This is a genomic window from Wolbachia endosymbiont strain TRS of Brugia malayi, assembly GCF_000008385.1.
In the GTDB taxonomy this organism is placed as follows: Bacteria; Pseudomonadota; Alphaproteobacteria; order Rickettsiales; family Anaplasmataceae; genus Wolbachia.
In genome coordinates this window covers 423,820-441,988 of the sequence record NC_006833.1, presented here as the reverse complement: position 1 = coordinate 441,988, position 18,169 = coordinate 423,820, and the positions used below count along the sequence as shown (strand labels likewise).

General features: G+C 34.9%; 27 protein-coding genes and 1 pseudogene. 25 read left to right on the top strand and 3 right to left on the bottom strand.

The window, feature by feature from the left end:
* Positions 1 to 139 precede the first annotated feature (139 nt).
* The 3 genes from WBM_RS02065 to WBM_RS02055 form a co-directional block, all read right to left on the bottom strand.
* Entirely contained in the window at positions 140 to 643 is a 504-nt protein-coding gene (locus tag WBM_RS02065; protein WP_011256550.1) for a protein-disulfide reductase DsbD domain-containing protein, read from the bottom strand.
* A 264-nt stretch (positions 644 to 907) separates the two neighbouring features.
* Entirely contained in the window at positions 908 to 2,560 is a 1,653-nt protein-coding gene (gene groL / locus WBM_RS02060) for a chaperonin GroEL (RefSeq protein ID WP_011256549.1), read from the bottom strand.
* A gap of 101 nt (positions 2,561 to 2,661) precedes the next feature.
* Positions 2,662 to 2,943, bottom strand: coding sequence for a co-chaperone GroES (locus tag WBM_RS02055; RefSeq protein ID WP_202943180.1), 282 nt, complete (start codon positions 2,941 to 2,943; stop codon positions 2,662 to 2,664).
* Positions 2,944 to 3,099: 156 nt separating this feature from the next.
* Between WBM_RS02055 and WBM_RS02050 the strand changes: the two genes are divergently transcribed.
* The 25 genes and pseudogenes from WBM_RS02050 to rpsH all read left to right on the top strand — a co-directional run bounded on the left by WBM_RS02050 (position 3,100) and on the right by rpsH (position 18,158).
* Positions 3,100 to 3,897, top strand: coding sequence for a YgfZ/GcvT domain-containing protein (locus WBM_RS02050; protein ID WP_011256547.1), 798 nt, complete (start codon positions 3,100 to 3,102; stop codon positions 3,895 to 3,897).
* Between the two features lie 794 nt (positions 3,898 to 4,691).
* Positions 4,692 to 4,874 (top strand): phage head-tail connector protein, encoded by a 183-nt coding sequence (locus WBM_RS06245; protein ID WP_011256546.1) that lies wholly within the window; start codon positions 4,692 to 4,694, stop codon positions 4,872 to 4,874.
* Between the two features lie 359 nt (positions 4,875 to 5,233).
* Positions 5,234 to 5,641 (top strand): annotated as a pseudogene (locus WBM_RS06830) (DUF3168 domain-containing protein).
* A gap of 766 nt (positions 5,642 to 6,407) precedes the next feature.
* On the top strand, positions 6,408 to 6,596 hold the full coding sequence (locus tag WBM_RS06235) for a hypothetical protein (RefSeq protein WP_225416071.1): 189 nt from the start codon (positions 6,408 to 6,410) through the stop codon (positions 6,594 to 6,596).
* A gap of 100 nt (positions 6,597 to 6,696) precedes the next feature.
* Positions 6,697 to 6,840 (top strand): hypothetical protein, encoded by a 144-nt coding sequence (locus tag WBM_RS06230; RefSeq protein ID WP_225416070.1) that lies wholly within the window; start codon positions 6,697 to 6,699, stop codon positions 6,838 to 6,840.
* A gap of 207 nt (positions 6,841 to 7,047) precedes the next feature.
* A complete protein-coding gene (gene rpsL / locus WBM_RS02030; protein ID WP_011256545.1) occupies positions 7,048 to 7,422 on the top strand; it encodes a 30S ribosomal protein S12 in 375 nt (124 codons plus the stop codon).
* 6 nt (positions 7,423 to 7,428) lie between these two features.
* On the top strand, positions 7,429 to 7,908 hold the full coding sequence (rpsG, locus tag WBM_RS02025) for a 30S ribosomal protein S7 (protein ID WP_011256544.1): 480 nt from the start codon (positions 7,429 to 7,431) through the stop codon (positions 7,906 to 7,908).
* A gap of 21 nt (positions 7,909 to 7,929) precedes the next feature.
* Positions 7,930 to 9,996, top strand: a complete 2,067-nt coding sequence (gene fusA, locus WBM_RS02020; RefSeq protein ID WP_011256543.1) for an elongation factor G — start codon at positions 7,930 to 7,932, stop codon at positions 9,994 to 9,996.
* Between the two features lie 11 nt (positions 9,997 to 10,007).
* Positions 10,008 to 11,207, top strand: coding sequence for an elongation factor Tu (gene tuf, locus WBM_RS02015; RefSeq protein ID WP_011256542.1), 1,200 nt, complete (start codon positions 10,008 to 10,010; stop codon positions 11,205 to 11,207).
* Positions 11,207 to 11,572: a 30S ribosomal protein S10 gene (gene rpsJ, locus WBM_RS02010; protein ID WP_011256541.1), complete on the top strand. Its 366-nt coding sequence runs from the start codon at positions 11,207 to 11,209 to the stop codon at positions 11,570 to 11,572. The genes tuf and rpsJ overlap by 1 nt, the downstream gene beginning before the upstream one ends.
* Entirely contained in the window at positions 11,569 to 12,294 is a 726-nt protein-coding gene (gene rplC, locus WBM_RS02005; protein WP_011256540.1) for a 50S ribosomal protein L3, read from the top strand. The genes rpsJ and rplC overlap by 4 nt, the downstream gene beginning before the upstream one ends.
* A gap of 2 nt (positions 12,295 to 12,296) precedes the next feature.
* A complete protein-coding gene (gene rplD, locus WBM_RS02000) occupies positions 12,297 to 12,911 on the top strand; it encodes a 50S ribosomal protein L4 (protein ID WP_011256539.1) in 615 nt (204 codons plus the stop codon).
* Positions 12,908 to 13,195 carry a 50S ribosomal protein L23 gene (locus WBM_RS01995; protein WP_011256538.1) on the top strand — a complete coding sequence of 96 codons (288 nt, stop codon included), beginning with the start codon at positions 12,908 to 12,910 and terminating at the stop codon, positions 13,193 to 13,195. The genes rplD and WBM_RS01995 overlap by 4 nt, the downstream gene beginning before the upstream one ends.
* Before the next feature lies 1 nt (position 13,196).
* Entirely contained in the window at positions 13,197 to 14,021 is an 825-nt protein-coding gene (rplB, locus tag WBM_RS01990) for a 50S ribosomal protein L2 (RefSeq protein ID WP_011256537.1), read from the top strand.
* Positions 14,022 to 14,024: 3 nt separating this feature from the next.
* Positions 14,025 to 14,309: a 30S ribosomal protein S19 gene (gene rpsS, locus WBM_RS01985; RefSeq protein WP_011256536.1), complete on the top strand. Its 285-nt coding sequence runs from the start codon at positions 14,025 to 14,027 to the stop codon at positions 14,307 to 14,309.
* A gap of 5 nt (positions 14,310 to 14,314) precedes the next feature.
* Positions 14,315 to 14,665 carry a 50S ribosomal protein L22 gene (rplV, locus tag WBM_RS01980; protein WP_011256535.1) on the top strand — a complete coding sequence of 117 codons (351 nt, stop codon included), beginning with the start codon at positions 14,315 to 14,317 and terminating at the stop codon, positions 14,663 to 14,665.
* Positions 14,666 to 14,703: 38 nt separating this feature from the next.
* Positions 14,704 to 15,324 carry a 30S ribosomal protein S3 gene (gene rpsC, locus WBM_RS01975; protein WP_011256534.1) on the top strand — a complete coding sequence of 207 codons (621 nt, stop codon included), beginning with the start codon at positions 14,704 to 14,706 and terminating at the stop codon, positions 15,322 to 15,324.
* Positions 15,325 to 15,335: 11 nt separating this feature from the next.
* Positions 15,336 to 15,749, top strand: a complete 414-nt coding sequence (gene rplP, locus WBM_RS01970) for a 50S ribosomal protein L16 (RefSeq protein WP_011256533.1) — start codon at positions 15,336 to 15,338, stop codon at positions 15,747 to 15,749.
* An 11-nt stretch (positions 15,750 to 15,760) separates the two neighbouring features.
* On the top strand, positions 15,761 to 15,964 hold the full coding sequence (gene rpmC, locus WBM_RS01965; RefSeq protein ID WP_041571446.1) for a 50S ribosomal protein L29: 204 nt from the start codon (positions 15,761 to 15,763) through the stop codon (positions 15,962 to 15,964).
* Positions 15,957 to 16,190: a 30S ribosomal protein S17 gene (rpsQ, locus tag WBM_RS01960; protein WP_011256531.1), complete on the top strand. Its 234-nt coding sequence runs from the start codon at positions 15,957 to 15,959 to the stop codon at positions 16,188 to 16,190. Before rpmC ends, rpsQ begins: the two co-directional genes overlap by 8 nt.
* A 9-nt stretch (positions 16,191 to 16,199) precedes the next feature.
* Entirely contained in the window at positions 16,200 to 16,559 is a 360-nt protein-coding gene (gene rplN / locus WBM_RS01955) for a 50S ribosomal protein L14 (protein WP_011256530.1), read from the top strand.
* On the top strand, positions 16,559 to 16,876 hold the full coding sequence (gene rplX, locus WBM_RS01950) for a 50S ribosomal protein L24 (protein ID WP_011256529.1): 318 nt from the start codon (positions 16,559 to 16,561) through the stop codon (positions 16,874 to 16,876). The genes rplN and rplX overlap by 1 nt, the downstream gene beginning before the upstream one ends.
* A gap of 6 nt (positions 16,877 to 16,882) precedes the next feature.
* Positions 16,883 to 17,416: a 50S ribosomal protein L5 gene (gene rplE, locus WBM_RS01945; protein WP_011256528.1), complete on the top strand. Its 534-nt coding sequence runs from the start codon at positions 16,883 to 16,885 to the stop codon at positions 17,414 to 17,416.
* Between the two features lie 16 nt (positions 17,417 to 17,432).
* Entirely contained in the window at positions 17,433 to 17,741 is a 309-nt protein-coding gene (rpsN, locus tag WBM_RS01940; protein WP_011256527.1) for a 30S ribosomal protein S14, read from the top strand.
* Positions 17,742 to 17,762: 21 nt separating this feature from the next.
* Complete coding sequence (gene rpsH / locus WBM_RS01935; RefSeq protein WP_011256526.1) at positions 17,763 to 18,158, top strand: 30S ribosomal protein S8; 396 nt, start codon at positions 17,763 to 17,765, stop codon at positions 18,156 to 18,158.
* Positions 18,159 to 18,169 lie beyond the last annotated feature (11 nt).

Below are 18,169 nucleotides of genomic sequence, written 5' to 3'. Positions count from 1 at the left end.
TCCCACAACTTTATTTGAGATATTCATGGTAAAATCAGCACACTTAATACTATTTATTGCATAAATTACCTGTAAATTGTAACGTTTGTACAGCACGCACTGAAATTTGGCAGCTTAACTAGATTACCTCTCTGGAGCTCTATTTTTTATACCACTCATTTATGAGTTCATTGACATCAGAATCTACAAAATTCTTCAGTGGCTGTCTGACTTTTATCTCAGCATTTTTAGGAATGCACTTATCTTTACATATCGCATATTTTATATGAAAGTTAAGATCAACATACTCTTGACTTGAAAACATATTCACCCTAAAGGGAAATAACACCATGTTCTCATATACGTTACTGATAAATATCTCTCTTCCTAAATTATCTCTATGCTCTTTTGGAGTAGGCCAGTGAATATCTATATTTGATGTATTACCCTTGCAATCAAAAGAAGTGGGGAGACCGAAATCTCCAGGATCTTTGTAATATATATGCCAGCCTGGTTTTATTGTAACCTTTATTGCACCTTCAAAGGTGAGGTTTGCTTCATTTACCTTACCAATAAGCAAATCAAATTTTGCAACTTCTTCGTTAGCATACAGTTGAGTGCAAGAGAAAAGCAAAAACAATATTAAATATATGCTTATTTTCATAAAGATAATTCTATCCTTTTGTAAAGGAGGTATTTAGATTTTTATTACTATATTTAACAACATTATACTAATAATTTATTAATATAGCACTAAGGAGTGAAAAGAATAAATCACTATAGAAAATAAACAGCAATACAATAGTACCTTTTTGTACAAAGCAACTGTATTACAATTTATTCGTATTATCTTTAATAAACAGTAAAATATGAAATTTTGAGAACTAAAAGATATCCTTGGAGCAATTTGCTCCAAGGTTTCGTTTACTTAGAATCCATTCATTCCACCCATGCCGCCTGCACCCATAGAAGATGAAGCGTTTTCTTCCTTGTTTGGTACATCAACTATCATAGATTCAGTAGTAATCAGCACACTTGCAACGGATATCGCTGTTTCAAAAGCAATACGTACTACCTTTGCTGGATCAATGACACCGGCAGTAAATGCATTAGCATAATTCATAGCCTCGACATTATATATAAGCTCTTTATCATTCTGCTTAGTCAAATGATCAATTATAACAGCGGACTCAAGGCCAGCATTTTTAACTAATCTCTTGATTGGGGCACTGAGAACTTTCTTGATAATATTTATACCTATCTGTTCTTCATCACTTCCACCTTTTAGCTTATCGAGAGCAGACGAAGCATAAAGAAGTGCAACTCCACCACCTGGAACTATACCTTCTTCAATTGCAGCTCTTGTTGCATGTAATGCATCCTCAACTCTATCTCTACGCTCTTTAACTTCTACTTCAGTTACTCCACCGACTTTAAGCACAGCAACGCCACCTGATAGCTTTGCTAAACGCTCCCTTAGCTTTTCTTTATCATAATCAGAAGTTGAGGTTTCAATTTGAGATTTGATCTGCTCGACTCTAGCTTTTACTCTATCAGAGTCACTGCTTCCGCTGACAATTGTAGTATTATCTTTAGTAACTTTAACATTTTTAGCAGTACCAAGATCTTCAAGAGTTAGGTCTTCCATCTTGATTCCAAGCTCGTCTTTTATTACATATTTAGCACCAGTTAAAGCTGCTATATCTTCAAGCATCTCTTTTCTTCTATCTCCAAAACCTGGAGCTTTCACTGCAGTAACTTTTAGACCACCACGCAATTTGTTGATAACCAAAGTACTTAATGCTTCACCTTCAATATCTTCTGCAATAATAAGTAAAGGTTTACCAGACTTAACAACAGCTTCAAGAATAGGAAGCAATGGCTGTATAATACTCAATTTTTTCTCTGTAATTAAGAGATATGGATCATCAAATTCTACAATCATTTTCTCATTACTTGTGATAAAGTATGGAGAAAGATAACCGCGATCAAATTGCATACCAGTAGTAAGCTCAACTTCTAACTCTTTTGAGCCCTTACTTTCTTCAACGGTAATCACACCTTCTTTTCCAACTTTTTTAACAGCATCAGCAATGCTATTACCAATATCCTTATCACCATTTGCAGAAATTATTGCAACTTGTGCTACTTCATCCATTTTTTCCAAAGGAATTGTGCGGGACATTGATGTAATCCCTTCTAATACTGCATCTTTTGCCTTTTGCATCCCGTTTTTGATGCTAACACGATCGTTTCCAGCGGCAATTGACTTTAAAGCTTCCATTATCATGTTGCTAGTTAGTATTGAACACGTTGTTGTACCATCACCAACTTTATCATTACATTGAAAACAACTTTGAGCAAAGATGCTTGTTATTGCAGCATGTAAAGGTTTTTCAGGCTTAATACCCTTCATTACCTTATAACCATCTTTTGTAATTTCTGGTGCTCCATAGGGCTTATTAATCCCTACTGTTTTTCCTCTAGGTCCAGCAGTTATTGCTACCGTTGAGTCCACCATCACTGCAACTTCACGAAAAGCTTCTTGCAACTGTTCACCTGACACTACTACATTAGTCATTTTTATCACCTCTTGTTAATAAAAAACTTAGAAAACTATAATAAAATTATTTGTAATGCACTATATTGTGCTTTGTTTTAATTTAGTAAAAATAAAGACTGCTACTTAATAATAGCAAGTATATCTGACTCCTTCATTACGATAAGCTTTTCACTACCGTGTTCTATTTCTGTACCAGCCCATTGGCGATAAAACACTTTATCACCAGCTTTTACAGTCAAAGCTATGCGTTCGCCACTTGAATTGCGTGAACCTTCACCGATTGCTATAACTTCACCTTTAGTAGGTTTCTTTTCAGCACTTGATGGAAGTACAATCCCACCTTGCTTTTCTTCATTGATAGGTTTAATCAGAACACTATCATCCAATACACTTAAGCTTATACTTGACATTCGTTTTCCTCATCAACAAATTAACCTATAAATCTATATATGCATTTGTAAGTTAGATTTCAAGGGCTGGAACTTGTAAAATATGAGAAGACGAGAAGTGCTCGATGCTGTATAGTGAAATTTAGGTTCATTATTAGTAGAAATTTTATGGGTTATATACCATTGCCAAGCCGTGGTGTAATAGTTTTATACGGCCCAGATACGAGGGATTTCCTGCAGGGTGTTATAACAAATGATATCAATAAGTTAAATAGCCAAAAGGCTATTTATTCTTTATTACTTAGTCCTCAGGGAAAATACCTATACGATTTTTTTCTCATTGAATATGGTAAATGTATCCTCTTGGAATGTGAAAACATGTACTTGCAACAAATAATTGAGAAACTAGATTTGCTCAAAACTTATTTAAGAGTGAAGATTAAGGACATTAGTGCACTATATAAGGTTGGGATTTTGTTTGATACTAAGTCAACGGAGTGTAGCAATGAGTCACAGGTTATTTTTCAAGACCCAAGGCATAAGTTATTGGAAATGAGGATAATACACAAAAATGAAATAAAGGAACTAGTTGGAGATTTTGCTCAATATGAAAGAGTGAGAATCCAAAATCTTGTTCCAGATGGAGCGAAAGATATGGTGCAAAATTTGTCGTTTCCGCTGCAATATTTAATCGATAAGATAAACGGTATAAGCTTTAACAAGGGATGTTATATAGGTCAGGAAGTTGTAAGTCGAATGAGCAGACAAGAAATATTCAGAAAAAAGCTTTACCTTGTTGAGGGGGATAATGCACTGCCCAATATTGGCACCAAAGTAACGAATGAAAATAATGAGGAAGTAGGGGAACTGCGCTCTAGCATAGACAACATCGGGCTAGCACTGCTCAACACTGGAAAAAGCCATACAAACTTATACGCTGATGGGATTGGGGTATTTGTGCGTTAGAGTATTGTAAGAGGTTAAAGCCTTAAGATAGTGCTTGATGCTGGAATCTAGTAAAGAGTATTTGCAAGTTATTCAGTAAATAACATGTTCTGAGAGAATGAGTAGAAAACAATATCCGTAATCAGTGTCAGCTATTCGAATTATGGAAGAAGAGCTTACCTTCCAATCAGATGTTTGTACAGTTATAGGTGGAGTATAAATTTTTTACTTTGGTAGTTTTTCATCATCATTATAACTGCAATAGTGGTTAAGTTAAATAAATATGAAAACTTTCACAAAAATTTTTAAGAGTAAGAGAAAGGAGCTGAAATAATTTTATGAAGAAATTAAGAATTAACAGCTGTTGCTCAAGACGAATTTGCGCATAAGCTTAAAAATATCGCATATAATAGTGTACAAAAATTTCGCAATTTGCTTGCTAGGGAGTTAAACTTCATCTTCAATAATATTTATCCTCAAAATGTTAATTTGCTGAAACCTAGCCTAGTTGAATACGCTGTAAGTTTGATTTTTATTAACAAAAAGGGAGAAATAGCTTTAATACGTTTTCTCCTTAATGTAGTAGGACAACAGTAAGGAATTTATAGTAAAAAGTTCAAAATTTTCAAGCATTTAGAATTGCTGCTATACAGATTTAACTTAATATTGAATGCGAGAAGTTTAGCTGAAATAGGTGTAGTTTCTCGACATTCTTATGGTATCTCAAAGCCATAGATCCTATTAGCAGGGGAAATCTTACTTACGCTATACACACATATAAGGAGGGTTATTATGTCTATTTCAGCAAGAATATATTGCAGCATAAATCTAAGCCTGGATCTCTTCCAGTGACTTTGAAGGAAGTTAAATCTTTTTTGCGCATTGAAAATGCTCAAGATGATAAGTTGATTTCAAATCTAATTTTTATAGCAACCGATTACGCTGGATGGTATATGAAAAATTCGCTAGTAAAACAAACGTGGCAAGTTTTATTGTGAAGGTTATGTACTTCATAGAATCTATTTAAGCTATGATACTATTAAGGTAATAATATCTGCTACTGCACAATATCTAAAAGTTAAGAGAAGAGAACACTTAAATATCGTTTCAGTTATGCAGGAGACTACGTTGAATTTTTCAATTATTCTTATGCAATAAGGGTTGATGTTGTATATGAAGCCGGCTATGACAGTGTTCCTGGACGGATAAAGCTAGGCATTATGCAGCATGTTTCTGCTCTTTATAAAAATCGTGAAATTGGAGGTGAGTAGATATTTGTCTGAAGTGAAGGAGGTGTATTCCCCATTCCGTAAACCATGGGTTGTTTTTTAAATAAGCGTGGACAAATGGGTCAATTATAGAGAAAATTCAGGTTATAAATGAGTTGTACAATAGCATTTATGCAGCACTAAAACGGACTCTAATTTAAGGAAACACGTTACTAAATTTATAATTACTTGCCTAAGCGGATCACTATTCCCTACTTGAGATTTCACATGGTAAATCATAACAACCTTCATACGCTATCCAATTTTGCTACGAAGGCAAGATTCTTATGCGACTTATATACTTATCATATAAGTAGTGCGTTTGCCGTTACAAAACTTATTAACTTGATACTTGAGGGTATTAGAGGTCTTGATAATGAAACCATTTTAGAGAGTGATTGTGCTATAGATCAGCATGATGAAGTCTCACATCGACAATTAACTTTGATATTTTTATAAAAGGGGGTGATAATGAGCAAGTTGCAGCTAAAGATTAAAGGTCATGATAATAATTTTGTCGTATTAAATAATATACGAAATTTGAGGTTTACTTTGCATAATACATAGAGAAAATAAAAGATATTTCTTCTTTTAGCTGGGGAAAAGTATTAGGTTGTGCTAGAAAGCAGACACATTACAATAAAAATTAACGGAATTTTAGACTCCATATTGGCTGATGAATTGTCATGTAATTCTGCTATATTGAACTCTAATAATGATTTATAAAATTAATTTTAATGCTAGAGAGAAGGTTAGGCTCAGATGTTTATTGAACTGTATGAGAGGTTATATGACCCCGCTGCTTTGACAGCTTCACTATGGTTTTAGCTAGAGCTGAAGTTGTAAATACCCTCCATTAACATCAATTTAATCTTTTCATATACAATAGTAGTTGGTGGAAATTTTAATCAAATTATGAATGGCGATTATCTTTTAGAAAAGGAAACAATAATAGTAGAGAAAATAAAGATTATAGATAGAGAGGGGTTTAAAAAATGAAGTCAGCTAAACCAAGAAGAGCAACACAAAGAGAAAGATATAGCACAGTATATCTAAGGCTATTTAAAAACTTTTAGGGACATTTTAGATCAAATTGATGAAGGAATCAATAATTTAGATAGTTACAAAAGGACTATGCAAGTAAAGCGAAGTGTAGGTAGGCTAATAGAAACTTTGTATAGTTAGGCAGCATCTGAAGATTATTGATATAGAATTAAACTGCAAAGCATACTCGTGATAAATTAGAGTCTATGAGAAAGAGTCATGGAAAAACGAAGGAAACAAATAATGGGAGAAGTGTTAAGTGGTATGTTTGCTCAGCAACAAAAGGAGCTAATGAACGCTAAGCACTTAAGCCATGGACATGAGGCAGCAAGCGATGGAGATGTTCATAAAGCAAAGAAACGAATGAAGTCTTTTAAGGGAAGTGTTGTCTTCAGTTATTGCTCATAGAATGGGTCCAAAAAGAAGGGCAGGGGGAAATCGCTGATGACAATGAAAATAAGCTCGTATATATGGTAGGGAAGCAATTTGGAGGAGTCTAGGTGCGTTATTGAAAGCGTTCTTGACTGCAGTTACTGCTGTTGTGCATGAAATTGCTAAGCCACTTCAGTATACTAGTGAGCAGGAGACATCTTTTGCAGAACAAGTTGAAAGGAGCAAGGATGCAGATTCACAACAGGGTCGATCTATATAGAACTCTGTTATCTGAGCAGGTTCTTTTTTTCTGATCATACGCTAAGCTTTTTTCTCAAATAATAATTACACAAGGAATCTATTGTTATTAAGAATTTAGTAAGCTCGAATTATTAGAATAGTAATGTTTATTTTTATATTGACTATTGAGGTTTATTATTTTAAAACTAGAACTTAAGTTATTTTAATGAGCTTGGGTTTTTAACATATGCCTACGATAAATCAATTGGTACGTAAGGGCAGATTGAAATTGTCCTGTAAGAAGAAGGTACCAGCCTTGGGGAAAAGCAACCCCCAGAGAAGAGGTGTTTGCACTAAAGTGTACACTACAACTCCTAGGAAGCCTAACTCAGCACTACGTAAAGTGGCTAGAGTAAGAATTAGTGGGTATGGTGAAGTGACAGCTTATATACCTGGTGAAGGCCATAATTTACAAGAGCACTCTGTTGTTTTAATACGTGGTGGTCGGGTTAAAGATTTACCAGGTGTGCGTTATCATATAATAAGAGGTGCTCTTGATCTGCGTGGTGTACAAAATCGCAAAAAGGCTCGTTCAAAATATGGTGTAAAAAAATCTAGTTAAGGTTTTATGGCTCGTCGAAATAAAGCAAGGAAGAGAAAAATAAGTCCCGATTCGCGTTACGATAGTGTTTTACTGATGCGTTTCATTAATGTAATCATGAAATATGGTAAAAAATCCGTTGCAGAAAAAATTGTCTATAATGCTTTGTCTTCAGCTGAAAAAGAGGTGAATGAAAGAGGAGTGTCAATTTTTGAAACGGCAGTGGAGAATGTTACACCTTCTGTAGAAGTGCGTTCCCGTCGTATTGGTGGTGCAACTTATCAAGTGCCTGTTGAAGTTAAAAAAGATAGAGCTGTTTCTTTGGCGTTGAGGTGGATTGTTAAATCAGCTTCTGCTATGCGAAAAAAAAGTGGAAAAGGGTTTTTTAAGTGTTTGTGCTCTGAAATATTGGATGCATATAATAAACGCGGCGGTGCATTTAAGATGTGTGAAGAAAAATATAAAATGGCTGAAGCTAACAAGGCTTTTTCTCATCTTCGTTTTTAACATTAGCTAATTGATGGTAATATGGAAATTGATATATCCAAATACAGAAATATAGGTATAATGGCTCATATAGATGCTGGTAAGACTACCACAACAGAGCGTATTTTATTTTATACTGGTAAGCAAAATAGAATTGGTGAAGTGCATGATGGTGCAGCTTCTATGGATTGGATGGAGCAAGAAAAAGAACGTGGTATTACAATCACGTCTGCTGCAACAACTTGTTTTTGGAATGGTTATAGAATCAATATAATAGACACTCCCGGGCATGTTGACTTTACTATTGAAGTCGAAAGGTCTTTAAGAGTTTTAGATGGTGCAGTTGCTGTATTTGATGGAGTTGCGGGAGTTGAACCTCAATCTGAGACTGTTTGGCGTCAAGCTGATAAGTATAGTGTTCCTCGTGTCTGTTTTATTAACAAGATGGATAGAATAGGAGTCGATTTTTATCGATGTGTTAATATGATAAAGAGTAAGCTTGGGGTAGTACCTTTAGTCATTCAGCTACCAATAGGGAGTGAAAAAGATTTTAAAGGTGTAGTTGATCTAATTTCTATGAAAGCCATTATATGGGAAGAAGAGACATTAGGTGCTAAATTTTCTTATGAAGATATTCCTTCTGATTTACTTGATAAGGCTCAAGAGTATCGAAATCTTTTATTAGACACTGCTGCTGGAATGGATGATGAAGCAATGAATGCTTACTTTGAATCTAACGACTTGCCAGTAGATTTGTTGAAAAGATGCGTGAGAAGTGGAGCTATCAAAGGAGCATTTGTTCCTGTGTTGTGTGGATCAGCATTTAAAAATAAAGGCGTGCAACCACTTTTAGACAGTATAGTTGATTTTTTACCTTCTCCTGTTGATGTTGATGAAGTTGTTGGAACCGATCCTAAGGATTTAGAAAAGAAAATTAAGGTTAAACCTTCAGAAAAAGAGAAATTTGTTGCTCTTGCATTTAAGGTGATGACAGATAAATTTGTGGGTAGCTTAACGTTTATTCGTATTTATTCCGGTAAGTTAAAGTCTAAATCTACTGTGTTAAATGCAGGAAAAAATGAGACTGAAGGAATTGGTAGAATGTTACTTATGCATGCAAACAATAGGGAAGATATAAACGAAGCTAAAGTTGGGGATATAGTTGCTTTAGTGGGATTGAAGAAAGCAATCACTGGTGATACTTTATGTTCATCTGATTTTCCTATATTGTTAGAACGTATGGAATTTCCTGAACCTGTTATTGAAATTGCTGTAGAACCTAGAACTACTTCAGATCAGGAGAAGTTGGGTATTGCTTTAAGTAGGTTAGTTGCAGAAGATCCTTCTTTAAGAATGTCAGTGAATGCAGAAAATGGTCAGACTATATTAAAAGGTATGGGCGAGTTACATCTTGAAATCATTACTGATAGAGTAAAGCGTGAATTTAACGTTGATGTCAATATTGGCGCTCCTCAAGTTGCATATCGTGAGACTATTACTAAATCTGTTGAAATTGATTACACGCATAAGAAGCAATCAGGAGGTGCTGGTCAATTTGCTAAAGTAAAGATTTTGTTTGAGCCTCTTGAGGCTGGTTCTGGATTTCAATTTGAAAGTAAAATTGTAGGTGGTGCAATTCCAAAAGAATATATTCCTGGTGTACAAAATGGTCTGGAATTGATAAAAGAAGGAGGTATGGTTTCTGGCTTTCCGGTTATCGATTTTAAGGCTACTCTTATTGATGGTGCTTTTCACGAAGTTGATTCAAGCCCTTTGGCTTTTGAGCTAGCTGCTAAGGGTGCTTTTAAAGAAATGGCAAGTAAGGCTGGCCCAAAAATGTTAGAGCCTATAATGAAAGTTGAGATTATTACACCTGAGGAATATATGGGCGATATTATGGGCGATGTAAATAGTAGGAGGGGACAGGTTTTAAGTATGGAGACACATAATAATAGCACTATAATTCTTGCTTTAGTGCCTCTTGCAAGTATGTTTGGTTATATAAATGTTTTGCGTTCTATGTCTCAAGGAAGAGCTCAATATAGCATGCATTTTTCTTGTTATGAACAAGTACCACAGTATGTGGTCAATGAGTTAAAGTATAATTAAGGGTAACGATTATGACAACAGCAGTAGAAGCTACAGCGCAAGTAGTGGAAGCATTTGGGAAGCCGCATGTCAATGTAGGAACGATAGGACATGTGGACCATGGGAAGACAACATTGACAGCAGCAATAACAAAGCATTATGGAAATTTTGTAGCGTATGATCAAATAGATAAGGCACCAGAAGAGAGGAAAAGAGGAATAACGATTGCAACAGCACATGTTGAATATCAAACGGAGAAGAGACATTATGCACATGTTGATTGTCCTGGGCACGCTGACTATGTGAAGAACATGATAGTAGGTGCAGCGCAGATGGATGCGGCGATATTGGTAGTATCGGGAGTTGATGGACCTATGCCGCAGACGAGAGAGCACATATTACTCGCGAAGCAAGTTGGTGTTGGGTATATTGTAGTATATATAAATAAAGCTGATGTATCCGATCCTGATATGATAGGTTTGGTAGAAATGGAAGTGAGAGAATTGCTGAGTAAATATGGGTTTCCAGGTGATGAAGTTCCAGTGGTAATTGGATCTGCATTGAAAGCGCTGGAGGATGATGACGGTGAATATGGGAAGAAGTCAATAGACAAATTGATGGAGAGGTTGGATGACTATGTAGAAGTGCCACCAAGATCTGTAGATTTACCGTTCCTATTGCCGATTGAAGATGTATTTTCGATATCGGGACGTGGAACGGTAGTAACAGGAAGAATAGAAAAAGGGGAGATAAAGATAGGTGATGAGATAGAGATAATAGGTCTGAAAGCTACACAGAAGACAACATGCACTGGTGTGGAAATGTTTAAGAAATTGCTAGAAAAAGGAAGTGCAGGGTTAAATGTGGGGATATTGCTAAGAGGGACGAAGAGGGAAGAAGTAGAGAGGGGACAAGTATTAGCAAAACCAGGAACAATAACGCCGCACAGGAAGTTCAAGGCAGAAGTTTACATATTAAAGAAAGAAGAGGGAGGAAGGCATACACCATTTTTTGCGAATTATCAGCCACAATTTTATTTAAGGACGACAGATGTGACGGGAAGTATAAAATTGCTAGAAGGGAAAGAGATGGTAATGCCTGGAGATAATGTAAGTATAGAGGTAGAATTGCAAGTACCGATAGCGATGGATAAGGGATTGCGCTTTGCAATAAGAGAAGGAGGTAGAACTGTTGGTTCTGGTGTTGTTTCTGAAATTTTGGAGTGGGTATAGTGGCTGAAGTAGAGCAAGTTGCATATATTATAAGTAGAGCTTTTGATTGTTTAAAGTTAGAGAAGTATGTTAAAGAGTTTGTTCGTAGATTTAAAGACAAGTTTAAGCATTCTAGTGCAGAGTTGTCAGGTCCTGTTGCATTACGAAGAAGGAATTCTAAATTTGACTTTAATAGATCTCCTCATGTTGATAAAAAATCTCGTGAGCAATTTGAACAGAGGACTTCTGGGCGGTTGATTGTTTTACATGGTCTTACTCCTGCTATGATGCAGATGCTTGGAGATTCATCTTTTTTTCCTCCTCCTCCTCCTGGCGTAGAAATTTATTTAAAGATCAAGAGAGTTAAATTTAGGAAAGAGAAATGAAGAGAATAAGTTTGCTAAGGAGAATTGGTTTGTTAATGACAAATATTGGTCATACTGCTATATATTCTAATAATAGTCGCGTAGCTGTGACTTTATTACATCTCAGCGAAACTTATATTGTTGATGTGAGAAGGCAAGATAAGTGTGGCTATAATTCAGTTATTTTAGGTATTGGGAATTTTAAAAATATTGCAAAACCACAGTTAGAATATTTAAAGAAGATGGGAATAAGTAATAGATGTAAATTGTATGAGAGCAGATTAAGCGACCTTTCAGGAATAGAATGTGGTAAAAAAGTTGGTGTTAATCATTTTGTAGTTGGTCAATATCTTGATATTACAAGTTATTCCATAGGCAAGGGATTTGCTGGTGTAATGAAGCGACATAATTTTTGTGGGCTCAGGGCATCTCATGGCGTTTCTATTGCTCATAGGTCACAAGGTTCCACTGGTCAATGTCAGGATCCTGGTAGAGTGTTTAAAGGAAAGAGAATGGCTGGTCATTTAGGTAGTAGTAGAGTAACTGTGCAGAATATGGAAATATTATCCATTGATCATGGAAATAGTACAATTGTTGTGAAAGGTAATAATGTTCCTGGATTTAAAAATTCTTACGTTTTTGTTAAAGATGCAATTAAAAAGCCTTTACATAAGGATGTTCCTTTTCCGGTAGGTCTGCTGTTAGATGTAAGTAACGATAATGCTAGTAGTTTGGTAAGTTAGTTATGGAATGTAAATTAGTAAATCTATCTAATAATGACGTGGGTACTACTCAGCTTAACCCTTTAATATTTTCTGTTGAGCAAAAATTGAGTATTTTGCATGATATAGTCAGGTGGCAATTAGCAAAAAGAAGAGCTGGTACTCATAAAGTAAAAGGCATTAGTGATGTTTCTGGTACAACAGCTAAGCCTTATAGTCAAAAACGCACCGGTAGGGCAAGACAAGGAAGTTTACGGTCTCCTCAGTTTAGAGGTGGTGGAGTTATTTTCGGCCCTATTGTTAGAAGTCATGCTTATTCTCTTAATAAAAAAGTACGTAAATTTGGTTTAAAAGTTGCTTTATCTCTAAAATACTTAAATAATCAAGTAATTATTCTTAATAATTTAAATATTAATGTGAAGAAAACGTCTGAAATGTGTAAGTATATTCAAAATTTTAAATTTTCTTCTTTTTTGATAGTCGGCGATTATGAAGATAGTTTGCTGCGTGCTGCTAGAAATCTGCACTATGTAAACTTGATCAAGCCTATCGGATTGAATGTTTTTGATATATTAAATCATGAATGCATAATGTTAACGAGTGATGCTTTAAGATATCTTGAAGGTAGGTTGTTATGATTAAATATAATAATATAGTAAAGTGTCCTATAATCACAGAAAAGGCTTCTTTTTTGAGGGAGAAATTTAATAAATATTCTTTGTATGTTTTTGTAAATGTGAATAAGCATAAAATAAAGTCGGCAATAGAGTCTTTGTTTAATGTTAAAGTTTCCTCTATAAACGTTGTTAGAGTTAAGCCTAAGTATAGACGCTTTAAGGGTGTGGTTGGTTATGAAAAAAAAAAAAAGAAAGTATATTTTTCTTTAATGGATGGTCAAAAATTGGATATAATGAGTGTTTAATATGGGTATAAAATTTCTTAATCCTGTTACTCCATCGTCTCGTGGAACTGTATTAGTAAGTAAGATAGGTTTATCAAGAGGTAAGCCAGAAAAGTCTCTTGCGTTTGGTAAAAAGTCTAGTGGTGGAAGAAATAATAATGGTAGAATAACAATTCGTCATAAAGGTGGTGGTCACAAAAAGAAGTATAGGATTATAGATTTTAAACGTAATAGAAATGATCAGGGTGTAGTTGAAAAAATAGAATATGACCCAAATAGAAGTGGGTTTTTAGCGTTGGTGTCATATAAGTGTGATGACACCAAATCTTATATATTAGCTCCACAAGGCATAAAGCCCGGTGATATTGTAATGTCAGGAAGTGGCATTGACATATTGCCAGGCAATTGTTTGCCGTTGAAGGGTATACCTATTGGTTCTTTTGTTCACGGTGTTGAGTTGAAGCCAGGTAGTGGTGCTGTAATTGCTCGAGCTGCCGGTTGTTATGCACAAGTTGTTGGTCGTGATGGCAATTATGTTTTGTTGCGGTTAAGGTCTGGTCAAGTTAGGTTAGTTTTGTCTTCTTGTAAGGCTACTATTGGTGTAGTGTCTAATCCTGATCGTAAAAATAGAAAATTGGGTAAAGCTGGGAGAAGTAGGTGGTTGGGAGTTAGGCCTACTGTTCGTGGAGTTGCTATGAATCCGGTAGATCATCCTCATGGTGGTGGAGAAGGAAAAACTTCTGGTGGGCGTCATCCTGTTACTCCTTGGGGTGTTGCAACAAAAGGAAAGAAAACTCGAAAAAAAAATAAGTTTAGTGATAAGTATATAAAGCAATTAAAAGGTTAGTTTATGAGTAGATCTGCATGGAAACCGCCTTTTTGTCATCCTTCTGTGTTAAGGTTGGTAAACAGAGCTTTAAAACAGGGCTCTATTAATAAGGTGATAAAAATTCATTCTAGGGCTTCTGTAATTCTTCCCAATTGTTTGGGTTTAAAATTTGCTGTTTATAATGGCAAGGATTACATCCCTGTCAGTGTTAATGATCAGAATATGATAGGCCACAAGTTTGGTGAGTTTTCACCTACTCGTAAATTTGCTGGGCATAATGGTGATAAAAAGGCGGTAAGAAGGTAGTTGATATGAAGAGCATGGATCCAATAATTGGAGCTAGTTCTAGGATTTTAAGGTCGACTCCTCGTAAGTTAAATTTGGTTGCTGATTTGGTACGTAATAAAAAAGTTTCTTTTGCTACTGTGCAATTAAGATTTTGCGAAAAAAAGGCTGCTGGCCTTATAGGAAAGGTACTAAATTCTGCAATTGCCAATGCTCAATACAATTATGGATTGGATATCGATAATTTGTATATAAAAGAAATTTTAATAGGCAAGTCTTTTACTTTACATAGAGTATGTCCAAAAGCTATGGGTAGAGCTAATAGAGTTAGTAAGCATTATAGTAATATAACTATAAAATTAAGGCAAATAGTATGATTTATAAGAGTAAAAAATTAGTGAAGAAAGTGTAAAATATGGGACAAAAGGTTAACCCTATAGGGTTCAGGTTAAAAATAAATAATAATACCTGGGATTCTGTTTGGTATGCTAATAAAGATTACAAAGAGAAATTGCATCAGGATTTATTTATTCGCAGTTACATAAATGAGTCTTTTAAGCATGCTGGTCTTTCCAAAATAATTATAGAGCGCAAAGTTGATTTATTGTCTGTGACGATACATTCTTCTAGACCTGGGGTGATCATAGGTAAAAAAGGCTTGGATATTGAAAAGGTAAAACAAAAAATAGCTGAAAAAGTAAAAAATAGTGTGGAAGTAAATGTAGTGGGAATCAAAAGGCCTGAGATAGATGCGGCTTTAATATCAAGCAGCATCGCACAACAGCTAGAAAAAAGGGTTTCGTTTAGAAGGGCAATGAAAAAGGCCATTCAAAGTTGTTTAAGAATGGGAGGTGGGGGTATTAAAGTAGGTTGTTCTGGGCGTCTTGGTGGAGCTGAGATAGCTCGTACTGAATGGTATAAAGAAGGTCGTTTGCCTTTGCATACTTTACGTGCTAATATAGATTATGCTTTTTGTGAAGCGAAAACTATATATGGTATTATAGGAGTTAAAGTTTGGGTTTATATTGTTAATTAAGGTGTGTTGAAATGTTTGTACCAAAAAAGAGTAAATATAGAAAGGTATTTAAAGGGCGAATTAAGGGTAATACAAAGGGTGGTAGCACATTGTCTTTTGGAGATTATGGCTTAAAAACTATAGAAGCAGGTAGGGTTCAGTCTAAGCATATTGAGACTGTGAGACGTGTGATATCTAGAACATTGAAACGTTCTGGTAAAATATGGATAAGAATTTTTCCTGATACTCCTATTAGTAAAAAGCCAACAGATGTGCGGATGGGTAAAGGAAAAGGTAGTGTTGAATTTTGGGTGTTTAAAGCTAAGCCTGGTAGGGTATTATTTGAAATTAGCAGCGACGTTCCCATGCATTTAGCAAAGCTAGCACTTGAAAAGGCAATGGCTAAGCTTCCTGTAAAGTGTAAGTTTATATCTAATTATAGTTAAGCGGAGTTACAGTGGATATAGCTGATATTAGATCAAAGTCCTCACAAGAGTTGTATGAAATTCTTGTAAATTTGAGGAAGGAATTTGTTAATTTGATTTTTCAAAAAAAGTTGGGGCAGTGTAATAATATTTCTCGTTTTAGCTTGATAAGAAAGAGTATAGCCCGTATTTTAACTGTATTAAATGAAAGAAGAATAGAGGGAAAGAGTGCCTAAGAAGGTTTTTTGTGGTGTTGTAACTAAAGCTAAATGTGATAAAACTGTGAAGGTTTCAGTATTACGGGTGTATAAAGATAAACTGTACAAGAAAGTTATAAAGAGGTATAAAGAGTACACAGTGCATGATGAAAATAATAGTTGTAAAGAAGGAGATAAGGTTTTTATACAAGAGCATAGGCCCATTTCTGCTACTAAAAAATGGGTTATTGTTCGAGTGGAATAAGGTATTTGCATGATTCAAAAAAATACATTATTAGAAGTAGCTGATAATTCTGGTGCGCGTGAAGTGCTCTGTATTGGCTTGTTGGGTGGTAGAAAATCTGCATCCATAGGTGATACAATTGTTGTGTCCACTAAGTCTGTTAACCCAAAGGGGAAGGTCGAAAAGGGAAAAGTATATAGAGCGGTTGTTGTTAGAGTGAAAAACTGTATTAGAAAGTCTGATAACTCTGTAATTCGTTTTTCTAGCAATGCTGTAGTTTTAGTTAATAATCAAGGTGAACCGCTTGGTACTCGAGTATTTGGCCCGGTAAAGAAGCTGCCTTCTGGTTCTTTTATGAAGATAATGTCATTAGCTGTTGAGGTTTTATAATGAGTGCAAAAATAAGAAGTGGTGATGATGTTATAGTTTTAACTGGTAGAGATAGAGGCAAAATTGGTAAAGTAATCAAAATTGTAACATGTAGTGCTAAAAGAAAGGCAGTTGTTTCTGGAATAAATGTGCACAAGAAACATGCTAAGCCAAAAGCTGGTAGTAGTGGCGGTATAATAAATAAAGAATTAGCTATTGATATATCTAACATTGCAATATTGGATCCTAAGTATAAAGCTCCAACTAGAGTAGGGTTTAAAGTTATAGATAGTAAAAAAGTACGTTTTGCAAAAGTTTCTGGAGAAGTAATAGGCTAGGTTGGTATGTTTAAGGAATTGTATAGAGATAGCATAGTAAAATCCTTAAAGGATAAGTTCAACTATGGCAATATAATGCAGGTACCTAAGCTTGTCAAAGTGTGTATTAATATGGGTGTTGGAGGTGCTGCTACAGACAATAAAGCAATAAATGAACCATTTGATGATCTATATTTAATTGCAGGACAAAAACCTGTATCGACATTTGCAAAGAAGTCCATTTCTGGTTTCAAGATAAGAAAAGGTGCTACAGTAGGTTGTAAAGTAACTTTACGTAGAGATAAAATGTATGAATTTTTAGAAAGGTTGATATATGTTGCTTTACCGAGAGAAAAAGATTTTAGAGGGTTTAGTGTGAAACAATTTGATGGTAATGGTAATTTCTCTTTTGGTATAAAAGAACATATCTCATTTTTGGAAATAGATTACGATAAAATAAGTAAAATTAGAGGTATGGACATCAATATTGTAACAAGTGCAGCCAGTGATAAAGAAGCGAAAGAATTATTGCTAGCTTTTAAGTTTCCCTTTTTTGATTAGTTAAGAGAAGAGGTATATGGCAAAAAAATCTATAGTACAGAGAAATCTTCGTAGAATAAAATTATGTGATCAATATGGAGAGAAAAGAGAAAGATTGAAGTCTATAATAAACAATAAGAATATACCTATTGGCGAGAGGTTTGCAGCTCAAAATAAGTTAATAAAAGAATTACCTAGAGATTCTTCTAAAATCAGAATTAGAAATAGATGTGCTTTAACTGGAAGGCCAAGAGGAGTATATAGAAAATTTGGTTTATGTAGAATTGTTTTACGTGGTTTGTGTTCTTTTGGGAAAATTCCAGGGATCACAAAGTCTAGTTGGTAAGTATAATATAGGGAGTATATTGTGGCATTATCTGATAGTATTGGCGATTTTTTAGCAAGGATACGTAATGCTCAATTGGCGATGCATAAGACGACAAGAGTTTTGTTCTCTAAGGTAAATTCTTCTATACTAAAGATCTTAAAGGATGAAGGATATATTCTTGATTACCAAAAAGAGGTTGTGGGTAATATACCATCTTTCGTTGTAAAATTAAAGTATTATGAGAGATCACCTGTAATTAGTGATATAGTTAGAGTATCGAAGCCAGGGTGTCGTTGTTATTCTAAGTACAAGGATATTTCTAAAGCATATAATGGACTTGGTATTTTTATTATATCTACATCCAAGGGAGTGATGACTGATTACGATGCACATAAGTTAAAGTTTGGTGGAGAAATTTTGTGTCGTGTATTTTAAGTAATAGGAGA

Coding starts and splice junctions, on each gene's coding strand:
- WBM_RS02065 (WP_011256550.1), bottom strand. CDS start 643: ATGAAAATAAGCATATATTTAATATTGTTTTTGCTTTTCTCTTGCACT.
- groL (WP_011256549.1), bottom strand. CDS start 2,560: ATGACTAATGTAGTAGTGTCAGGTGAACAGTTGCAAGAAGCTTTTCGT.
- WBM_RS02050 (WP_011256547.1), top strand. CDS start 3,100: ATGGGTTATATACCATTGCCAAGCCGTGGTGTAATAGTTTTATACGGC.
- WBM_RS06235 (WP_225416071.1), top strand. CDS start 6,408: ATGGAAAAACGAAGGAAACAAATAATGGGAGAAGTGTTAAGTGGTATG.
- rpsL (WP_011256545.1), top strand. CDS start 7,048: ATGCCTACGATAAATCAATTGGTACGTAAGGGCAGATTGAAATTGTCC.
- rpsG (WP_011256544.1), top strand. CDS start 7,429: ATGGCTCGTCGAAATAAAGCAAGGAAGAGAAAAATAAGTCCCGATTCG.
- fusA (WP_011256543.1), top strand. CDS start 7,930: ATGGAAATTGATATATCCAAATACAGAAATATAGGTATAATGGCTCAT.
- tuf (WP_011256542.1), top strand. CDS start 10,008: ATGACAACAGCAGTAGAAGCTACAGCGCAAGTAGTGGAAGCATTTGGG.
- rplC (WP_011256540.1), top strand. CDS start 11,569: ATGAAGAGAATAAGTTTGCTAAGGAGAATTGGTTTGTTAATGACAAAT.
- rplD (WP_011256539.1), top strand. CDS start 12,297: ATGGAATGTAAATTAGTAAATCTATCTAATAATGACGTGGGTACTACT.
- WBM_RS01995 (WP_011256538.1), top strand. CDS start 12,908: ATGATTAAATATAATAATATAGTAAAGTGTCCTATAATCACAGAAAAG.
- rplB (WP_011256537.1), top strand. CDS start 13,197: ATGGGTATAAAATTTCTTAATCCTGTTACTCCATCGTCTCGTGGAACT.
- rpsS (WP_011256536.1), top strand. CDS start 14,025: ATGAGTAGATCTGCATGGAAACCGCCTTTTTGTCATCCTTCTGTGTTA.
- rplV (WP_011256535.1), top strand. CDS start 14,315: ATGAAGAGCATGGATCCAATAATTGGAGCTAGTTCTAGGATTTTAAGG.
- rpsC (WP_011256534.1), top strand. CDS start 14,704: ATGGGACAAAAGGTTAACCCTATAGGGTTCAGGTTAAAAATAAATAAT.
- rplP (WP_011256533.1), top strand. CDS start 15,336: ATGTTTGTACCAAAAAAGAGTAAATATAGAAAGGTATTTAAAGGGCGA.
- rplN (WP_011256530.1), top strand. CDS start 16,200: ATGATTCAAAAAAATACATTATTAGAAGTAGCTGATAATTCTGGTGCG.
- rplX (WP_011256529.1), top strand. CDS start 16,559: ATGAGTGCAAAAATAAGAAGTGGTGATGATGTTATAGTTTTAACTGGT.
- rplE (WP_011256528.1), top strand. CDS start 16,883: ATGTTTAAGGAATTGTATAGAGATAGCATAGTAAAATCCTTAAAGGAT.
- rpsN (WP_011256527.1), top strand. CDS start 17,433: ATGGCAAAAAAATCTATAGTACAGAGAAATCTTCGTAGAATAAAATTA.